This is a genomic window from Pseudomonas sp. XS1P51 (genome assembly GCF_054897845.1).
The window spans coordinates 3,660,303-3,679,710 of the sequence record NZ_CM142707.1; the positions used below are offsets into that span (position 1 = coordinate 3,660,303).

A 19,408-nucleotide genomic window follows, 5' to 3' on the forward strand; every position below is an offset into this window, starting at 1 on the left:
CGATGAACAATGCTCTGAACCAGTTGCAGCCCTACCCGTTCGAGAAGCTCCGCGCCCTGCTCGGCAGCGTCACGCCAAACCCGGACAAACGCGCCATCGCGCTGTCCATCGGCGAGCCGAAACACCGTTCACCGAGCTTTGTCGCCGAAGCGCTGGCGAGCAATCTGGATCAGATGGCCGTGTACCCGACCACCCTCGGCATCCCGGCCCTGCGTGAAGCCATCGGCGCCTGGTGCGAACGCCGCTTCAACGTCCCGAACGGCTGGCTCGACCCGGCGCGTAACGTGCTGCCGGTCAACGGCACCCGTGAAGCGCTGTTCGCCTTCACCCAGACCGTGGTCAACCGTGGCGACGACGCGCTGGTGGTCAGCCCGAACCCGTTCTATCAGATCTACGAAGGCGCCGCGTTCCTCGCCGGGGCCAAGCCGCATTACCTGCCGTGCCTGGACGAAAACGGCTTCAACCCGGACTTCGATGCCGTTTCCCCGGACATCTGGAAACGTTGCCAGATCCTGTTCCTGTGCTCGCCAGGCAACCCGACCGGCGCACTGATTCCGGTTGAAACCCTGAAGAAACTGATCGCGCTGGCCGACGAGTACGATTTCGTGATCGCCGCCGACGAGTGCTACAGCGAACTGTACTTCGACGAACAAACCCCGCCGGCCGGCTTGCTCAGCGCCTGCGTGGAACTGGGCCGCAAGGACTTCAAGCGTTGCGTGGTGTTCCACAGCCTGTCCAAGCGTTCCAACCTGCCGGGCCTGCGTTCGGGCTTCGTGGCCGGCGATGCAGATATTCTCAAAGGCTTCCTGCTGTACCGCACCTACCACGGCTGCGCGATGCCGGTTCAGACGCAACTGGCCAGCGTCGCTGCGTGGAATGACGAAGTGCACGTGCGGGCCAACCGTGCGCTGTATCGCGAGAAGTATGATGCGGTGCTGGAAATCCTCAGCCCGGTGATGGACGTGCAGCGTCCGGATGGCGGTTTCTATCTGTGGCCGAACGTTGAAGGCGATGACGAAGCGTTCTGCCGCGACCTGTTTGCTGAAGAGCATGTCACTGTGGTGCCTGGCTCTTACCTGTCCCGTAACGTTGACGGCACCAATCCGGGCGCCGGGCGCGTGCGCATGGCGCTGGTTGCGCCGCTGGCGGAATGTGTCGAGGCGGCTGAGCGCATCCGAGCGTTTGTCACCCGCCATCGTTCGTAAAACTCAATACCCGCACGGTGCAATGCCGTGCGGGCTTACAAAAACATGAAGCAATATAACCAACTTACTTCGAAGTTCACTTTAAGACGCCGCGGACTTATTATTTTTTAGTGCACTACTTAATTCTTGTAGTTCGCACAACCACAACAAAAAGCAAATAACCTACTTCTAATTTAATAAAAACATGGATGTATATTTATGGACATTGAGTCACCTTGCCACGTAAAAACCCCGGTGGACCTTAACGCTTCTTACGAAATTGCCATCGCCGAAAATCCTGCAAATCGCCCCGCCTCTGCAGGCGGCCGCAAAAAGCGCGCCGCTGGCAATCACACCTACTTCTGGGCACCTGGCCGCACCTTGCGAATTGCATTTCTAAACGGAGATCAAGCATTCAAGGATGCGGTCAAGACTGCTGCCAATAACTGGCAGCCGTATGTCAATCTGAACTTCGACTTTGTCGAGGGGACGGAAGGCGATATCCGCATTAAGTGCGAGCAGGGAATTTATTGGTCTTACATTGGTACCGCCGCTTTGACAGAGACAGATCAGAGCCTTCCAACCATGATCCTGTCAACGGATTACCAGCTTTCATTAAAATACTTTGTCGCCCATGCCATGCATGAGTTTGGCCATGTACTGGGTGCCCAACATGAGCAACTGAACCCTGCGGCAGACATCCCCTGGAACAAGCCGGCCGTCTACGCCGCACATTGGTTGCCTGAAGATGCTGAGGAAGACAGTTACCAAGACAGTCTCACGCGCAACACCGTGGACGATCGTTACTTCAATCTACTTGATGCCAACGAAGTAAAAAACTCGCCCTACGACCCTCTGTCGATCATGCACTATGCCATCCGTCAGGAATGGACCCATGGCGACTTCAAAGTTGACCTTAACTTGGTCCTCAGCGAAAAGGACAAGGCCTTTATGGCGGAGGTCTACCCTCACCCCCCAGCGGAAAGCGAGTGATTCGGACGCAGGACCATCAACAAACTTTTATTTGACCGGCCCCAGATTTGCTTCACTCAAATCCAGCTCCCCCAACACTTCGCGCAGGACGTCATCACCAATCTGGTGATGACGACTGAGCTTGTACAACTCCAGGCGCTGCGCCCGCAGCGCCTTCAAGCGTAAACGCCGCTCCAGCAAATCCATCTGGAACGCCAGTGCCTGCGCTTCCGCCGAATCGTTGAACACCTCCAACTGATGCCGATACTCAGACATGATCCGGGCCTTGAGTTCCGCTGCCAACGCCGCCTGCGCCGCGTCTTGCGGCTTGGCCTCTTCGACTTCCAGCGCATGAATGGCCGCTTCGGCAGTCTTGCGCCAGGCATCCCGCACTTCATTGCGACGCTTGTCGTCCGGGCTTTTCTCGATGCCACGCAGCAGCAACGGCAGGGCGATGCACGCGGCAATCAGCGACAACAGAATCACCCCAGCCGCGATGAAAATCAGCAAGTCCCGCTCGGGAAACTCGTTGCCACCCATCAACAGCGGCACCGACATGACGCCCGCCAGTGTCACGGCCCCCCGCACGCCACCGACCGTCAGCAACCAGCAGGAACGCGTCGTCGGCACTTGAGTCATCTCACCCTTGCCGCGCCAGCGCCGCAGCAGGCCGGACAAGCGCCAGATGCTCTGCACCCAGACAAACCGCAACACCAGCAGCACCAGGAAAATCGCCATCACGTCGAGGCAGCGATAGAGCAGTGTCGGCCACAGGGAGGTTTCGTGGCTGACGACGGCTTTGATGATGTCCGGCAACTGCAAGCCCAGCAACAGGAAGATCAAGCCGTTGAAGGCGAACTCCAGCAATGACCAGACGCTGCGATTGAGCAAGCGGGTGCTGGTCTGGCGTGGCAGCAGGTCGAGCCAGCTCTGCATCATGCCCGCCGCCACGGCGGAAAGAATCCCGGAGGCGCCAAGTCGTTCGGCCAGCACATACGCCGCAAACGGCAGCAACAGCATGAACACCACATGCGTCGCCGGGTCGTCCCAGCCGCGGGCGACCATCCAGGCCCGCAAGCGCCCGACCAGCCAGCTCAGGGCCACGCCGACGGCCAGGCCACCGATCGCCACCAACACAAACGTCACACTGGCGTTGGCCAGCGAGAACACACCGGTCACAGCGGCGGCCAAGGCAAACTTGAACGTCACCAGGCCCGAGGCGTCGTTCATCAGCGCCTCCCCTTGAAGCATGTGCATCAAGGGTGTTGGCAAGCGGTTCTGGGAGATCGCCGAGACCGCCACGGCATCCGTCGGCGACAACACCGCCGCCAAAGCAAAGGCCACCGGTAAAGGAATGCTCGGCAATAACCAATGAATGAAATAGCCGGCGCCCACCACGGTGAACAACACCAGGCCCACCGCCAGCGTCAGGATCGGCCCGCGCAGGCGCCACAGTTCGCGCTTGGGCATCCGCCAGCCATCGGAGAACAGCAGCGGCGGTAAAAACAGAAAAAGAAACAATTCAGGGTCCAGCGCCACATGCAGTCCGAGCGTCGGCCAGGCCAGTAACGCACCCGCCGCGATTTGTACCAGCGGCAACGGCAGCGGGATCACCCGTCCAACCAGGCGTGAAACGCTGACCAGCATCAGCATGATCAGGACGGTGTAAGCGGTTTGCATAGCGTGCGGTTCCCGGACAATCGACAGCATTGAAGTGCCATATTAGCCGCTTAGACTGGCGGCTGACCGTTACACAAATGTCGCACGCCACCGCTGATTGCCAGGGCAGAAAGACAAACCCGACCATGGCCGACGCGAAACCGTCCGGTCATGGCATAATCCGTCACCTTTTATTTCCAGCACCTGCAAAGGGGGCAATTCCTTGACCGTTTCAAGTAAAACGTTGCACCTTTTCGGCATCAAAGCCTGCGACACCATGAAAAAGGCGCGCACCTGGCTCGATGAACACGCTGTCAGCTATGACTTTCATGATTACAAAACGGCCGGAATCGACCGTGAACACCTGACCCAATGGTGCGACGAGCATGGCTGGCAAGTGGTGTTGAACCGTGCAGGCACGACCTTTCGCAAGCTCGACGACGAACGCAAAGCCGATCTCGACCAGCGCAAAGCCATCGAACTGATGCTCGCACAACCCTCGATGATCAAGCGTCCGGTGCTCGATCTCGGTGACCGAACCCTGATTGGCTTCAAGCCAGATATCTACGCGGCAGCGCTCAAGTAAGCCAGCCCGTTCAATTTTGTTAGAGGTATTTACATGTCCACTACCCTGTTCAGCCTGGCCTTTGGTGTCGGCACTCAAAATCGTCAAGGCGCATGGCTGGAAGTGTTTTACGCGCAACCACTGCTCAACCCATCGGCCGAACTGGTTGCTGCCATTGCCCCGGTTCTGGGCTACACCGAAGGCAATCAGGCCATCGCGTTCAGCACTGCCCAGGCGTCCCAACTGGCCGAAGCACTGAAAAGCGTCGACGCGGCCCAGGCTGCACTGCTGACCCGTCTGGCCGAGAGCCACAAGCCGCTGGTCGCCACACTGCTGGCCGAAGACGCTCAGCTGTCGTCCACCCCTGAGGCTTACCTCAAGTTGCACCTGCTGTCCCATCGCCTGGTCAAGCCGCACGGCCTGAACCTGGCCGGGATCTTCCCGCTGCTGCCAAACGTAGCGTGGACCAGCCTGGGCGCAATCGACCTCGCCGAACTGGCCGAGCATCAACTGGAAGCCCGTCTGCGCGGCGAGCTGCTGGAAGTGTTCTCGGTGGACAAGTTCCCGAAAATGACCGACTACGTGGTTCCGGCCGGCGTGCGTATCGCTGACGCGGCGCGTATCCGTCTGGGCGCCTACGTGGGCGAAGGCACCACCGTGATGCATGAAGGTTTCGTCAACTTCAACGCCGGCACCGAAGGTCCGGGCATGATCGAAGGTCGCGTCTCGGCAGGCGTGTTCGTCGGCAAAGGTTCGGACCTGGGCGGCGGCTGCTCGACCATGGGCACCCTGTCGGGTGGTGGCAACATCGTGATCAAGGTTGGCGAAGGCTGCCTGATCGGCGCCAACGCCGGTATCGGTATCCCGTTGGGCGATCGCAACACCGTTGAATCGGGCCTGTACGTCACCGCTGGCACCAAAGTGGCGCTGCTGGACGAGAACAACAAGCTGGTCAAAGTGGTCAAGGCCCGTGAACTGGCCGGTCAGCCTGACCTGCTGTTCCGTCGCAATTCGGAAACCGGTGCGGTGGAATGCAAAACCCACAAATCGGCGATCGAACTGAACGAAGCGCTGCACGCTCACAACTAAGCATCAAATGACCCTCTGTGGGAGCGACGGTGCGACGATTCGACCTGCTCGCGAAGGCGTCCGTGAGGACGCCAAAAAGCTTCGCGAGCAGGCTCGCTCCCACAGGGTCCGGCGTAAACCTACCAGGGCCCGATAGCATGATGATTCCCTCTCCCTGGCGCGCCGATTTTCCGGCCATCGCCGCATTGCAACGGCAAGACCAGACCTATCTGGACAACGCCGCCACCACGCAAAAACCTCAAGCCCTGCTGGATGCCCTGGCGCACTACTACGCCAACGGCGCGGCCAACGTGCATCGGGCGCAACACTTGCCCGGCGCTCATGCCACCCAGGCGTTCGAGGCCAGCCGCAGCAAAGTCGCCCACTGGCTCAATGCTGGCGATTGCGGGCAGATCATCTTTACCCATGGTGCGACCTCCGCGCTGAACCTCCTGGCTTACGGCCTGGAACATCTTTTCAATCCGGGCGATGAGATTGTCATCAGCGCTCTGGAGCATCACGCCAATCTGTTGCCGTGGCAGCAACTGGCCCACCGTCGCGACCTGAAACTGGTGATCCTGCCGCTGGATGCTGACGGCTTGATCGACCTTGAGGCCGCCGCTCGACTGATCGGCCCACGCACGCGTCTGCTGGCGGTCAGCCAGTTGTCCAACGTGCTCGGTGCCTGGCAGCCATTGCCCGCGTTGCTGGCGATGGCCCAGGCCCATAACGCGCTGACCGTGGTCGATGGCGCTCAAGGCGTGGTTCATGGTCGGCACGATGTGCAGGCCCTGGGGTGCGACTTCTATGTCTTTTCCAGCCACAAACTGTATGGCCCCGAAGGTCTGGGCGTACTGTTCGGGCGCAACGAGGCGCTTGAGCAACTGCGACCCTGGCAGTTCGGCGGCGAGATGGTGCTGGATGCCAATTACCACGATGCGCGTTTTCGACCTGCGCCATTAGGTTTCGAGGCTGGAACGCCGCCGATCGCCAGTGTAATTGGTCTGGGGGCGACCCTGGATTATCTCGCCGGGCTGGATCAGGACGCCGTGTCCGCCCATGAAGCGGCGCTGCACGACTATTTGCTCAAGGGCCTTGAAGCGCGCAACGGGATCCGGCTGCTGGGCAAACCGCAATTGGCGCTGGCCAGTTTTGTCGTCGAGGGTGTGCATAACTCGGATTTGGCGCATTTGCTGACCGAACAAGGGATCGCCGTTCGCGCGGGTCATCACTGTGCCATGCCGTTGCTGAAAAGCTTTGAATTGGCCGGGGCAATTCGGGTGTCGTTGGCGTTGTACAACGACTCCGAAGATCTGGAGCGGTTCTTTGAAGCGCTGGACCAGGCGCTGGAGTTGCTGCGATGAGCTTGCCTGCCGATGCCGTCACGGCACTGGATACTTTTCAGAATGCCCCAGGCTGGGAACAACGCGCGCGTCTGTTGATGCAATGGGGCGACCGTCTGCCGGCCTTGAGCGATGTGGATAAGGTTGATGCCAACCGCGTGCATGGCTGTGAAAGCCAGGTTTGGTTGGTGGGCACATTGCGTGATGGTCACTGGCAGTTTGCCGCGAGCAGTGATGCGCGATTAATTCGCGGGTTGGTGGCGTTGTTGCTGGCGCGGGTTAACGGGTTGTCCACCGCCGAGTTGCAGCAGGTGGACTTGCCGGACTGGTTCAATCAGCTTGGACTGGGCCGTCAGCTTTCCCCGTCGCGCAGCAATGGCCTCAATGCCGTGTTACAGCGGATGAGGAGCCTGAGCGACGAGTAGGAGCTGCCGAAGGCTGCGATCTTTTGATCTTTAGCGTGATCACTGGCGCCGAAGATCAAAAGATCGCAGCCTTCGGCAGCTCCTACGAGGATCTTCGTCGGCCTTTAAACCTGAGGCTTGAGCTTGTCTGCCGGGCGCCGCACCCCAGCCACAATCTTATCCACAGCCTTGGTCGCCGCGACCATGCCGAACGTCGCCGTCACCATCATCACCGCGCCAAACCCGCCGGCGCAGTCAAGCTTCACGCCATCCCCGACAAAACTCTTCTGCAAGCAAATGCTGCCATCCGGTTTCGGGTAACGCAGTTGTTCGGTGGAAAACACACACGGCACGCTGTAGTGACGAGTCACGGTGCGGGAGAAGTTGTAATCGCGGCGCAAAGTGGAACGCACTTTCGACGCCAATGGATCATTGAAGGTGCGGTTCAGGTCGCAGACCTGGATCAGCGTTGGATCAATCTGCCCACCCGCGCCTCCCGTGGTGATGATCTGAATCTTGCGGCGTTTGCACCAGGCAATCAGCGCCGCTTTCGCGTTGACGCTGTCGATGCAGTCGATCACGCAGTCGATATTCGGCGTGATGTACTCGGCCATGGTCTCGCGGGTGACGAAATCCGCCACCGCGTGCACCGTGCAATCCGGGTTGATCCCGCGCAGACGCTCGGCCATCACCTCAACCTTGGGTTTGCCCACGGTGCTGTCCAGCGCGTGCAACTGGCGGTTGGCGTTGCTGACGCAGACGTCGTCCAGGTCGAACAACGAAATCTCGCCCACGCCACACCGGGCGACGGCTTCCGCCGCCCAGGAACCGACACCACCGACGCCGACGATCGCCACATGGGCCGCGCGCAAGCGCTCCAGGCCTTCGATGCCATATAAACGGGCGATGCCAGCAAACCGCGGATCTTCTGTACTCATGACCATTACCCCAAAAACCGGCGCGCATTATAGGGCCGTCCGCGGCCAAGAGCATCTTTGGGCTATGAACGGGCGTCTTGCCCTCTTTTGTCGGAATACACAGAACCAAGATTTAACCTACAAGGTCCAACGAAAGAACTTAAGCCGAGTTGGACTGCCCAACGTCCGGCATTTCCCTGCCAGCTGTACGGTAAGTGAACCCCCGGTGTAGGATGCGCGCCCCTTGGCAGCCGCCGACTGGTCCTTCGTTCCACAGCCTTTGGAACCTGAAATAGCTATGTCATCGCGTAAATTTGGACTCAACCTGGTCGTGGTGCTCGCCATCGCTGCCTTGTTTACCGGCTTCTGGGCGCTGATCAATCGCCCGGTCACCGCCCCCAACTGGCCTGAACAGATCTCCGGCTTTTCGTACTCGCCGTTCCAGCAGGGCCAATACCCACAAAAAGAGCAATATCCGACCGACGATGAAATGCGTCGCGATCTGGAGATCATGAGCAAGCTGACGGACAACATCCGTACTTACTCGGTCGACGGGACGCTGGAGAACATTCCAAAACTGGCGGAAGAATTCGGTCTGCGGGTAACCCTCGGTATCTGGATCAGCCCGGACGAGGAGCGCAACGAGCGCGAAATCACGCGCGCCATCGAGATCGCGAACAGCTCGCGCAGTGTGGTTCGCGTTGTTGTAGGCAACGAGGCGATCTTCCGTAAGGAAATTACCGCCGCAGAACTCAGCATTATTCTGGATCGCGTCCGCGCGGCGGTGAAAGTGCCGGTAACGACCTCCGAGCAATGGCACGTCTGGGAAGAAAACCCGAGCCTGGCCAAGCATGTCGACCTGATCGCCGCCCACATCCTGCCGTACTGGGAACATGTTCCGATGGAGCAGTCCGGACAGTTCGTACTCGACCGCGCCCGTGACCTGAAAAAGATGTTCCCGAAAAAGCCGCTGCTGCTGTCCGAAGTTGGCTGGCCGAGCAACGGCCGTATGCGCGGTGGTGCCGACGCCTCTCCTGCGGACCAGGCGATTTACCTGCGCACATTGGTCAACAAGCTGAATCGCCAGGGCTTCAACTACTTTGTGATCGAAGCGTTTGACCAGCCGTGGAAGGCCAGTGACGAAGGTTCGGTGGGCGCCTATTGGGGTGTGTTCAACGCCGCCCGCCAGCAGAAATTCAACTTCGAAGGCCCGGTTGTCGCGATCCCGCAGTGGCGCGTGCTGGCTGTCGGTTCGGTGGTGTTGGCCCTGCTGTCCCTGACCCTGCTGATGATCGACGGCTCGGCCCTGCGTCAACGCGGCCGTACCTTCCTGACCTTCATCGCATTCCTCTGCGGCTCGGTGCTGGTGTGGATCGGTTACGACTACAGCTTGCAATACAGCACCTGGTTCAGCCTGACGGTCGGCTTTTTGCTCGCCCTCGGTGCACTCGGGGTGTTTATCGTGTTGCTGACCGAGGCCCACGAACTGGCCGAAGCGGTCTGGACCCACAAGCGCCGGCGTGAATTCCTGCCGGTGGTGGGCGATTCGGACTACAGACCGAAAGTCTCGATTCACGTGCCTTGCTACAACGAGCCGCCGGAGATGGTCAAACAGACCCTCAATGCCCTGGCCAACCTCGACTATCCGGACTTCGAAGTCCTGATCATCGACAACAACACCAAGGACCCGGCGGTCTGGGAACCGGTGCGCGACTATTGCGAAACCCTCGGCCCGCGCTTCAAGTTCTTCCACGTCGCACCGTTGGCCGGTTTCAAGGGCGGCGCACTGAATTACCTGATTCCGCATACCGCCAAGGATGCCGAAGTGATTGCAGTGATCGATTCGGACTACTGCGTCGACCCGAACTGGCTCAAGCACATGGTGCCGCACTTCGCCGATCCGAAAATCGCCGTGGTGCAGTCGCCACAGGATTATCGCGACCAGAACGAAAGCACCTTCAAGAAGCTCTGCTACGCGGAATACAAAGGTTTCTTCCACATCGGCATGGTCACCCGTAACGACCGTGACGCGATCATCCAGCACGGCACCATGACCATGACCCGGCGCTCGGTGCTCGAGGAACTGGGCTGGGCCGACTGGTGCATCTGTGAAGACGCCGAGTTGGGTCTGCGGGTATTCGAAAAAGGCCTGTCGGCGGCGTATTACCACACCAGCTACGGCAAAGGCCTGATGCCCGATACCTTTATCGACTTCAAGAAACAGCGTTTCCGCTGGGCCTATGGGGCGATTCAGATCATCAAGCGTCACACCGCCAGCCTGTTGCGCGGCAAAGACACCGAGCTGACCCGTGGCCAGCGTTACCACTTCCTCGCGGGCTGGTTGCCGTGGGTGGCTGATGGCATGAACATCTTCTTTACCGTCGGCGCACTGTTGTGGTCGGCGGCGATGATCATCGTGCCGCAACGGGTCGATCCGCCGTTGCTGATTTTCGCGATCCCGCCGTTGGCGCTGTTCGTGTTCAAGGTCGGCAAGATCATCTTCCTCTACCGTCGTGCGGTCGGGGTCAACCTCAAGGATGCATTCTGCGCGGCGCTGGCCGGGCTGGCGTTGTCGCACACCATCGCCAAAGCGGTGCTGTACGGCTTCTTCACCAGCAGCATTCCGTTTTTCCGCACGCCGAAAAACGCCGATAACCACGGCTTCTGGGTGGCGATTTCGGAGGCGCGCGAAGAAGTGTTCATCATGCTGCTGTTGTGGGGCGCGGCGCTGGGGATTTACCTGGTGAACGGCATGCCGAGCAACGACATGCGCTTCTGGGTGACCATGTTGCTGGTTCAGTCGCTGCCGTACCTGGCGGCGCTGATCATGGCGTTCCTGTCTTCGCTGCCGAAACCTTCGGCGCAGATCGCACCCGCGCCGGCAGTCTAAATCTCTGCAGATGCACTAAACGGCGGCCAATGGCCGCCGTTTTGCTTTAAGATAACCGCCATTTTGCAGGGCTTTGCGGAGTACGGTTTGCCAACCGACCCGATACCTGTGGGAGCGAGCCTGCTCGCGAATGCGGTGTGTCAGACGACATCAACTTTGACTGACGCACCGCTTTCGCGAGCAGGCTCGCTCCCACATTAGCCCTTGCCCAATTTCAAGTTTCCGGAGTCTTACATGACGGCCCACGCCGACCTTTCGCCGACCCTTCAACTCGCCATCGACCTGATCCGCCGTCCGTCCGTGACGCCGGTCGACGCCGATTGCCAGAAGCAGATGATGCAGCGCCTGGGCGATGCCGGTTTTACGCTGGAACCGATGCGCATCGAAGATGTGGATAACTTCTGGGCGACCCACGGCAAACACGACGGTCCGGTGCTGTGCTTCGCCGGCCACACCGACGTGGTGCCGACCGGCCCGGTCACCGCCTGGCAGATCGACCCGTTCAACGCTCTGATCGATGAACACGGCATGCTCTGCGGTCGTGGCGCGGCGGACATGAAAGGCAGCCTCGCCTCCATGACCGTGGCAGCCGAGCGTTTCGTCGCCGACTACCCGGACCACAAGGGCAAGGTGGCTTTCCTGATCACCAGCGACGAAGAAGGACCGGCGCACCACGGCACCAAGGCTGTGGTCGAACGCCTCGCAGCGCGCAAGGAACGTTTGGACTGGTGCATCGTCGGCGAACCGTCGAGCACCACCCTGGTAGGCGATGTGGTCAAGAACGGTCGTCGCGGCTCCCTTGGCGCCAAACTGACCGTGCGTGGTGTGCAGGGTCACGTGGCCTATCCGCACCTGGCGAAGAACCCGATCCACCTCGCCGCCCCGGCACTGGCCGAACTGGCCGCCGAGCACTGGGACCACGGCAACGACTTCTTCCCGCCGACCAGTTTCCAGATCTCCAACGTGAATTCCGGCACCGGCGCGACCAACGTCATTCCCGGCGACCTGGTGGCGGTGTTCAACTTCCGCTTTTCCACCGAGTCCACCGTTGAGGGCCTGCAGAAGCGCGTCGCCGACATCCTCGACAAACATGGCCTGGACTGGCACATCGACTGGGCGTTGTCCGGCCTGCCGTTCCTGACCGAACCGGGCGCGTTGCTGGATGCTGTCGCGTCGAGCATCAAGGACGTGACCGGTCGCTCCACCTGCGCTTCCACCAGCGGTGGCACCTCCGACGGGCGCTTCATTGCGACCATGGGTACTCAGGTTGTTGAACTGGGCCCGGTCAACGCAACGATCCATCAGGTCAACGAACGTGTACTGGCCGCCGACCTCGACGTGCTGACCGAAATTTACTACCAGACCCTGATCAAGTTGCTCGCCTGATGCTCGCCTGCCCGATCTGCAGCGAACCGCTGAACGCGGTGGACAACGGCGTGGCCTGCCCCGCCGGGCATCGTTTCGACCGCGCACGGCAGGGTTACCTGAACCTGTTGCCGGTGCAGCACAAGAACAGCCGTGACCCTGGGGATAACCTGGCAATGGTCGAGGCCCGGCGCGACTTCTTGAATGCCGGTCATTACGCGCCGGTGGCCAAGCGGCTGGCGGAGCTGGCTGCTGAATATGCGCCCCAGCGCTGGCTCGACATCGGTTGTGGCGAGGGTTACTACACCGCGCAAATCGCCGAAGCCTTGCCGAACGCGGATGGCTACGCGCTGGACATCTCCCGGGAGGCGGTCAAACGCGCGTGCAAACGCAACCCGCAGCTGACCTGGTTGATCGCCAGCATGGCGCGAGTGCCGTTGGCCTCGGGCAGTTGCCAGTTTCTCGCCAGCGTCTTCAGCCCGCTGGACTGGGAGGAAGCCAAACGCCTGCTCAGCCCCGGTGGCGGCTTGATGAAAGTCGGGCCGACCAGCGGCCATCTGATGGAATTGCGCGAACGTCTGTATGACGAGGTGCGTGAGTACACCGATGACAAGCATCTGGCCCTGGTGCCGGAAGGCATGGCGCTGCAACACAGTGAAACCCTGGAATTCAAACTGATCCTGGAAAAGGGTCAGGACCGGGCCAATCTGCTGGCCATGACGCCTCACGGCTGGCGTGCCAGTGCCGAACGCCGGGCGGCGGTCATCGAGCAGGTGGAGCCATTCGAGGTCACGGTTTCAATGCGCTACGATTACTTCGTTCTTCAATAACTTCTTTATTTTTTGGTCTTGAGCAAACGGCTCGAGGCCGGCTAAATCCGCGAATGGATTTTTCAGACCCGCAGTGAGGACATCCATGCGCCAACCCGATATCGAGATTTACCTGAAAGACGCCGACGTCGACTACAAGGCCATTGCGGCCTGGCTCGGCGAAGCCTTGGGCCCGTGCACCGATTGGGTTCAGAAAGGTCAGACCTACAAGTGCAAGGCCGGCAACATGCCAGTCACCTGGCTGCCGAAAGCCGTAGGAAAATGGAACAGCCTGTACCTGGAAAGCGACCAGACGCCGTGGGAAGACGACATCGCCTGCGCCCGCGCCGCGTTTGCCGCACTGAACGTTGAAGTGCGTTGTGCACCGGGGAGCTGGGTCGAGGAAGAAGGTGAAGAGTCAGCGGATCGCTGGATGCGTATTAGTGCCGATGGTGAAGAAGAGATCACCTGGAAAACCGCTTAAAGCCTGTTTTGTGTCGCTTACAAAACCGGTGGGCGACACCGATCAAATGTGAGAGCGAGCCTGCTCGCGAATGCGGTGAGTCATTCAACGTTGATGTCGACTGATACACCGCATTCGCGAGCAGGCTCGCTCCCACAGTGGTTTTGTGTGATCTGAAGGGTGTTGGTTACAAGCCGACGACGTCTTCAGCCTGCAAGCCCTTCTCGCCGCTCACCACCGCATATTCAACCTGCTGGCCTTCAGCCAACGAGCGGTGCCCTTCGCCGCGGATCGCGCGGTAGTGCACGAACACGTCCACCCCGTCCTCGCGCTGAATGAAGCCATAACCCTTGGCGTCGTTGAACCACTTCACACTGCCGGTTTCGCGCGTAGCCATGTCTCGTTACCCCCCTTCTTTTTATTTTGAGCGGTCGAGTATATGACACGCGCCAAAACTCTCAACTCAACTTTACTTAGCCGCTTTTTTGCCGATTTTCGGCGAATACGGCACACTATCGGCCGCCCGAGCATTTGCTCGGTTTTATCCACTCACGCAGAAGCCGTATGACCCGCTCCCCGTTCCGCCGTCTTGTGTTTGGCACCCTGCGTCGATTGTTGTACCTCTGGGTTCGCTCGGAGACGATCAACCAGTCGTCGTTCACCCTCAACCTCGACCGCAGTCGTCCGGTGTTCTACGTCCTGCAAAACCCTTCACTGACCGACCTCGCCGTGGTCGACACCGAGTGCAGCAAGGCCGGCCTGCCCCGCCCGGTGCTGCCGGTATCGGTCGGTACGCTGATCGAACCCGCCGCGTTCTTTTACCTGACGCCGGAGCCCGACTGGCTCGGTCGCCAGGACAAGCGCGGTGCGCCGCCGACCTTGACCCGCCTGGTCAGCGCCCTGAGCCAGAACGCCGTCGAAGACGCGCAAATCATTCCGGTCAGCGTGTTCTGGGGCCAATCGCCCGACAGCGAATCGAGCCCGTGGAAACTGCTCTTCGCCGATAGCTGGGCGGTGACCGGGCGGTTGCGCCGGCTGCTGAGCATCATCGTGCTGGGCCGCAAGACCCGCGTGCAGTTCTCCGCGCCGATTCACCTGCGTGAACTGATCGACCACAACAAGGGCCACGAGCGCACCGTGCGCATGGCCCAGCGCATCCTGCGGGTGCACTTCCGCAACCTGAAAGCCGCGGTGATCGGCCCGGACATTTCCCACCGTCGCAACCTGGTCAAAGGCCTGCTCAATCAGCCACTGGTCAAACAGGCGATCCTCGACGAAGCCGAGCGCGAGAACATCTCCCCGGAGAAAGCCAAGGCCCAGGCCCTGCGCTATGGCAACGAGATCGCCTCGGACTACACCTACACCGCGATCCGTTTTCTGGAAGTGGTGCTGAGCTGGTTCTGGAACAAGATCTACGACGGCATCAAGGTCAACCACATCGAAGGCGTGCAGAAAGTTGCCCAGGGGCACGAAGTCATCTACGTGCCGTGCCACCGCAGCCACATCGACTACCTGCTGCTCTCGTATCTGCTGTTTCGCAACGGCCTGACCCCGCCGCACATTGCCGCCGGGATCAACCTCAACATGCCGGTGATCGGCAGCCTGCTGCGTCGTGGCGGTGCGTTCTTCATGCGCCGCACCTTCAAGGGCAACCCGCTGTACACCTCGGTGTTCAACGAATACCTGCACACCCTGTTCACCAAAGGCTTCCCGGTGGAGTACTTCGTCGAGGGCGGCCGTTCACGCACCGGGCGCATGCTGCAACCGAAAACCGGGATGCTGGCGATCACCCTGCGCAGCTTCCTGCGGTCGTCGCGCATGCCCATCGTCTTCATTCCGGTGTACATCGGTTATGAACGCGTGCTGGAAGGCCGGACCTACCTCGGCGAACTGCGTGGCGCGAGCAAGAAGAAAGAATCGATCTTCGACATCTTCAAAGTCATCGGCGCCCTCAAACAGCGCTTCGGCCAAGTGGCGGTGAACTTCGGCGAGCCGATCAAACTGGCGGAGTTCCTCGACAGCGAACAGCCAGACTGGCGCAAACAGGAACTCGGCCCGCAGTTCAAACCGGCCTGGCTCAACGAAACCACCAACCGTCTCGGCGAGAAAGTCGCGCAGCATCTGAACGAAGCAGCGGCGATCAACCCGGTCAACCTGGTGGCCCTGGCGTTGCTGTCCACCAGCCGACTGGCCCTGGACGATCGTGCGATGGCTCGGGTGCTCGATCTGTATCTGGCCCTGTTGCGCAAGGTTCCCTACTCGCCGCACACCACGCTGCCGGAAGGCGATGGCCGGGCGTTGATCGAGCATGTGAAGGGCATGCAGCTGTTGTCCGAACAGAGCGATGCCCTGGGCAAGATTCTGTACCTGGACGAGCAGAATGCCGTCCTGATGACCTACTACCGCAACAACGTGCTGCACATCTTCGCGTTGCCGTCATTGCTGGCAAGCTTCTTCCAGAGCGCGTCGCGCATGAGCCGCGAACAGATCCTGCGCTACACCCGCGCGCTCTATCCGTACTTGCAATCGGAACTGTTCATCCGCTGGTCGCTGGACGAGCTGGATGCGGTAATCGATCAATGGCTCGAAGCGTTCGTCGAGCAAGGTCTGCTGCGTTTCGAGAACGACGTCTACCTGCGGCCGGCGCCGAGTTCACGGCATTTCGTGTTGCTGACCTTGCTGTCGAAGAGCATCGCCCAGACCTTGCAGCGCTTCTACATGACCGTATCCCTGCTGCTCAACAGCGGCCAGAACAGCATCAGCGCCGAAGAACTGGAAGACCTCTGCACGGTCATGGCCCAACGCCTGTCGATCCTCCATGGCCTGAACGCCCCGGAGTTCTTCGACAAGAGCCTGTTCCGCCACTTCATCCAGACCATGCTGGACCTCGACGTGCTCAAGCGCGACGAAGCCGGCAAGCTGAGCTACCACGAGCTGCTTGGCGAACTGGCCGAAGGCGCGGCCAAACGGGTGTTGCCGGCGGAGATCCGCTTGTCGATCCGTCAGGTGGCGTTGCATCGCAGTGAAGATGCTGCGGATCAGGCCACCACACAGCCCGAGAACTAACGCAAAACCCAGTGGGAGCGAGCCTGCTCGCGAAAGCGGTGTGTCATCTAGCGATGATGTTGAATGACATACCGCTTTCGCGAGCAGGCTCGCTCCCACATTAAGTGGAGATGTACGATGAAAAAACTTTCTCTATTGGCCATGGCCGCTTTGCTTGGAGCCTGTCATTCGATGCACCCTGGCGCTAAAACCAGTCTCGACGGCGAAGTCTTCTACCTGCAACGCATCGCCCTGCCGCCCACCGCCACCTTGAGTGTCAGCTTGCAGGATGTATCTCTGGCCGACGCACCCGCCGTGGTCCTCGATGAACAGAAAGGCCCGGTCAAAGGTCAGGTGCCATTGCCATTTCATCTGAGCTACGATCCGGCACAGGTCAAACCCGGCCATCGTTATTCGGTCAGCGCGCGCATTGAGGTGAATGGCAAACTGATGTTCATCACCACCGAACATCACGCCGTGCAACTGGATGGCAGCGATCCGCAGCCACTGAAAATCCGCGTCGACGCTGTCCGTTAATTCTTTTTTTTGAACAAGGAAGCCGCCATGTTCCGTCCTACCCTTCGCTTCGCCGGCCTGTGCGCAGGCTTGATGATTTCCGCCAGCGCCCTGGCCCTGTCGCTCAGTGACCTGTCGCAAAAGGACGCCACCGGCGGCCTCAAGGATGCCCTGACCCAAGGCGCACAGTTGGCCGTGAAACAACTCGGCACACCGGGCGGCTTCAGCAACAACCCGGACGTCAAAATCGAACTGCCGGGCAAACTCGGCAAGGTCGCCAGCAAAATGAAACAGTTCGGCATGGGCGACCAGGTCGATCAACTGGAAACCAGCATGAACAAAGCGGCTGAAACCGCAGTCACGCAAGCCCAGCCGATCCTGGTGGATGCGGTGAAGAAGATGAGCGTGGAGGATGCCAAGGGGATTCTCAGCGGCGGTAACGACTCGGCCACCCAGTACCTGAACAAAACCAGCCGCGAACAGATCCGCGCCAAGTTCCTGCCGATCGTCAAGCAAGCCACCGATCAGGTTGGTCTGGCCAAGCAGTACAACTCGTTCGCCGGACAAGCCGCGACGCTGGGCGTAGTGGATGCGAAGAACGCCAACATCGAAAACTACGTCACCGAGCAGGCGTTGAACGGTTTGTTCGAGATGATCGGCAAGCAGGAAGAAACCATTCGCAAGAACCCTGCGGCGGCGGCAACCAGTTTGGCGAAAAAAGTGTTCGGAACGCTGTAACGATCACCTGTAGGAGCTGCCGAAGGCTGCGATCTTTTGATCTTGATCCGGATTTCAAGATCAAAAGATCGCAGCCTTCGGCAGCTCCTATGGGGCTCCGCGCAAGAAAAACACCCACTCGCGCCCCATCTTCCGTTTCTCGAACACCTTCAACTCAACCAACCCGTTCAAGGTCGCCGATGCGGTGTTGTAAGAGCAGTCCAGATTCTCCTTCACATTGACCGCCGTAAACTCCTTGGCCATCCCACTCTTGGCCACCTGGAACACGGCTCGCTGCTTCTCGGTCAATCGGTCAAAAAAACCGGACGCCAACAACCAGCGATCAAAGCTTTCGGCATACGCCAGACTTTTCCGATAAGCCTCGGTAAAACCGCTGACAGCCCGCAGGATCACCGAACATTGAAAGTCGATGAAATAGCTCAGGTCCAGGTCATCAGCCTCAGTATTCAGATACGACCGCCCGTACTTCACCGGCGCATTGCGCAGTAAAACGCTGATGGCAATGTAGCGAAACGCCGAGAAGTCATTCTTGAACATGAACCAGTAAAACAGCGCCCGCGCGACCCGGCCATTGCCATCGCGGAACGGATGCTCATAGCCCAGCGCAAAATGCAGTGCGATGCCTTTGATCAGTGGATGAAGGTAATCCACGTGATCGGGGTTGTTGTGGGACTGGTTGATCCACTTCGACAACACCTGCAATCGTGACACCAGACCTGCCACGGGGGGCGGCGTATGAACGGTGTTGCCCTCACCGTCCTGCACCACCACGTCATCGTTGCCCCTGAGTGTCCCCGGTGAATACTGCGCGTCATCAATGCCCTCGACGCCGACACGGTGCATCGCTGCGATCAACTCGACACTGAGGGCTTCATAACGCTTTTCCCAGGCGAAGTTCATCATCTTGTAATTACCGATCACCATTCGCTCGTCCGGCGTGCGCGGCAGGCGCTTACGCTTGAGCATGTCCTTGGCCACCCGAGTGGTGGTAGCCGCACCCTCCAGCTGACTGCTGCTGATGGCTTCGTCTTCGATCAAATCATTCAACAGATAACTGAAATGCGCGTGTTCACCGATCTGACCGGTCATGTACTCCAATGCGGCCGTCGTGGCTTGTCGATCGACGGCGGAAACAGCTTTCTGCGCCAGCGGCGTGAACACGAAGTTGCCCCACTGGATCGGCTCGCCCAAGGGCAGAAGGCTGGAATACTGCGCTGACCGGGCTTTCTTCACCAACGCCCAGCACAGATTCGGATCCAGCCCCGGCCCCCAGCGGTAGCGCAACTCATCAAAAGGCAAATAGCGCCCCTGATCGTCCAGCGGCTTGAGCAAGGCAAGGTAATCCGAGAGGCGTTCCTTGTGGGGCGATTGCACCAACAGGTCGAACACCGGGTCGGTTCTTCCCGTCAAAACGGGCGGCTTTTTCATTTTTGCTGTCTCAAAAACTCGTGAAACTGAGTCTTGAGTACA

The 19,408-nt window shown here is 59.7% G+C and carries 17 protein-coding genes; 13 read left to right on the forward strand and 4 right to left on the reverse strand.

Annotated features, from left to right (window positions below; translation table 11 throughout):
* The first annotated feature begins 2 nt into the window (after nucleotides 1-2).
* Together dapC and ACYZUD_RS17015 are read left to right on the forward strand one after the other, a co-directional pair.
* On the forward strand, nucleotides 3-1,205 hold the full coding sequence (dapC, locus tag ACYZUD_RS17010) for a succinyldiaminopimelate transaminase (protein WP_462019346.1): 1,203 nt from the start codon (nucleotides 3-5) through the stop codon (nucleotides 1,203-1,205).
* A 198-nt stretch (nucleotides 1,206-1,403) separates the two neighbouring features.
* The gene (locus ACYZUD_RS17015) at nucleotides 1,404-2,177 is read left to right on the forward strand and encodes a zinc metalloprotease (RefSeq protein ID WP_462019347.1); all 774 of its coding nucleotides are present in this window, start codon (nucleotides 1,404-1,406) and stop codon (nucleotides 2,175-2,177) included.
* 27 nt (nucleotides 2,178-2,204) lie between these two features.
* Here ACYZUD_RS17015 and ACYZUD_RS17020 read toward each other — a convergent pair whose 3' ends face one another.
* Entirely contained in the window at nucleotides 2,205-3,836 is a 1,632-nt protein-coding gene (locus tag ACYZUD_RS17020; RefSeq protein ID WP_462019348.1) for a Na+/H+ antiporter, read from the reverse strand.
* A gap of 256 nt (nucleotides 3,837-4,092) precedes the next feature.
* Between ACYZUD_RS17020 and ACYZUD_RS17025 the strand changes: the two genes are divergently transcribed.
* From ACYZUD_RS17025 to ACYZUD_RS17040, 4 genes are all read left to right on the forward strand, one after another.
* Nucleotides 4,093-4,401: an arsenate reductase gene (locus ACYZUD_RS17025; protein WP_228761639.1), complete on the forward strand. Its 309-nt coding sequence runs from the start codon at nucleotides 4,093-4,095 to the stop codon at nucleotides 4,399-4,401.
* Nucleotides 4,402-4,434: 33 nt separating this feature from the next.
* Nucleotides 4,435-5,469, forward strand: coding sequence for a 2,3,4,5-tetrahydropyridine-2,6-dicarboxylate N-succinyltransferase (gene dapD, locus ACYZUD_RS17030; RefSeq protein WP_462019349.1), 1,035 nt, complete (start codon nucleotides 4,435-4,437; stop codon nucleotides 5,467-5,469).
* Nucleotides 5,470-5,606: 137 nt separating this feature from the next.
* Nucleotides 5,607-6,812, forward strand: coding sequence for an aminotransferase class V-fold PLP-dependent enzyme (locus tag ACYZUD_RS17035; protein WP_462019350.1), 1,206 nt, complete (start codon nucleotides 5,607-5,609; stop codon nucleotides 6,810-6,812).
* Nucleotides 6,809-7,216 (forward strand): SufE family protein, encoded by a 408-nt coding sequence (locus ACYZUD_RS17040; protein ID WP_462019351.1) that lies wholly within the window; start codon nucleotides 6,809-6,811, stop codon nucleotides 7,214-7,216. Before ACYZUD_RS17035 ends, ACYZUD_RS17040 begins: the two co-directional genes overlap by 4 nt.
* 104 nt (nucleotides 7,217-7,320) lie before the next feature.
* On the opposite strand, the gene tcdA is transcribed toward ACYZUD_RS17040, so the two are convergent.
* The gene (gene tcdA, locus ACYZUD_RS17045) at nucleotides 7,321-8,139 is read right to left on the reverse strand and encodes a tRNA cyclic N6-threonylcarbamoyladenosine(37) synthase TcdA (protein ID WP_462019352.1); all 819 of its coding nucleotides are present in this window, start codon (nucleotides 8,137-8,139) and stop codon (nucleotides 7,321-7,323) included.
* Nucleotides 8,140-8,410: 271 nt separating this feature from the next.
* On the opposite strand from tcdA, the gene ACYZUD_RS17050 reads away from it, so the two are divergent.
* The 4 genes from ACYZUD_RS17050 (at nucleotide 8,411) to ACYZUD_RS17065 (ending at nucleotide 13,660) form a co-directional block, all read left to right on the forward strand.
* Nucleotides 8,411-11,002: a glycosyltransferase gene (locus ACYZUD_RS17050; protein WP_462019353.1), complete on the forward strand. Its 2,592-nt coding sequence runs from the start codon at nucleotides 8,411-8,413 to the stop codon at nucleotides 11,000-11,002.
* A 234-nt stretch (nucleotides 11,003-11,236) separates the two neighbouring features.
* Nucleotides 11,237-12,388, forward strand: a complete 1,152-nt coding sequence (gene dapE, locus ACYZUD_RS17055) for a succinyl-diaminopimelate desuccinylase (RefSeq protein WP_462019354.1) — start codon at nucleotides 11,237-11,239, stop codon at nucleotides 12,386-12,388.
* The gene (locus ACYZUD_RS17060; protein ID WP_462019355.1) at nucleotides 12,388-13,197 is read left to right on the forward strand and encodes a putative RNA methyltransferase; all 810 of its coding nucleotides are present in this window, start codon (nucleotides 12,388-12,390) and stop codon (nucleotides 13,195-13,197) included. The genes dapE and ACYZUD_RS17060 overlap by 1 nt, the downstream gene beginning before the upstream one ends.
* 85 nt (nucleotides 13,198-13,282) lie before the next feature.
* Complete coding sequence (locus tag ACYZUD_RS17065) at nucleotides 13,283-13,660, forward strand: hypothetical protein (protein ID WP_462019356.1); 378 nt, start codon at nucleotides 13,283-13,285, stop codon at nucleotides 13,658-13,660.
* Nucleotides 13,661-13,826: 166 nt separating this feature from the next.
* Here the strand turns inward: ACYZUD_RS17065 and ACYZUD_RS17070 are convergent, their stop codons facing one another.
* The gene (locus tag ACYZUD_RS17070; protein ID WP_462019357.1) at nucleotides 13,827-14,036 is read right to left on the reverse strand and encodes a cold shock domain-containing protein; all 210 of its coding nucleotides are present in this window, start codon (nucleotides 14,034-14,036) and stop codon (nucleotides 13,827-13,829) included.
* A gap of 167 nt (nucleotides 14,037-14,203) precedes the next feature.
* Between ACYZUD_RS17070 and plsB the strand changes: the two genes are divergently transcribed.
* The 3 genes from plsB (at nucleotide 14,204) to ACYZUD_RS17085 (ending at nucleotide 17,938) form a co-directional block, all read left to right on the forward strand.
* Nucleotides 14,204-16,705 (forward strand): glycerol-3-phosphate 1-O-acyltransferase PlsB, encoded by a 2,502-nt coding sequence (plsB, locus tag ACYZUD_RS17075; protein ID WP_462019358.1) that lies wholly within the window; start codon nucleotides 14,204-14,206, stop codon nucleotides 16,703-16,705.
* Nucleotides 16,706-16,822: 117 nt separating this feature from the next.
* Nucleotides 16,823-17,221: a YbaY family lipoprotein gene (locus tag ACYZUD_RS17080; RefSeq protein ID WP_462019359.1), complete on the forward strand. Its 399-nt coding sequence runs from the start codon at nucleotides 16,823-16,825 to the stop codon at nucleotides 17,219-17,221.
* Nucleotides 17,222-17,248: 27 nt separating this feature from the next.
* A complete protein-coding gene (locus ACYZUD_RS17085; RefSeq protein WP_462019360.1) occupies nucleotides 17,249-17,938 on the forward strand; it encodes a DUF4197 domain-containing protein in 690 nt (229 codons plus the stop codon).
* 87 nt (nucleotides 17,939-18,025) lie between these two features.
* Here the strand turns inward: ACYZUD_RS17085 and ACYZUD_RS17090 are convergent, their stop codons facing one another.
* On the reverse strand, nucleotides 18,026-19,366 hold the full coding sequence (locus tag ACYZUD_RS17090; RefSeq protein ID WP_462019361.1) for a Fic family protein: 1,341 nt from the start codon (nucleotides 19,364-19,366) through the stop codon (nucleotides 18,026-18,028).
* Nucleotides 19,367-19,408 lie beyond the last annotated feature (42 nt).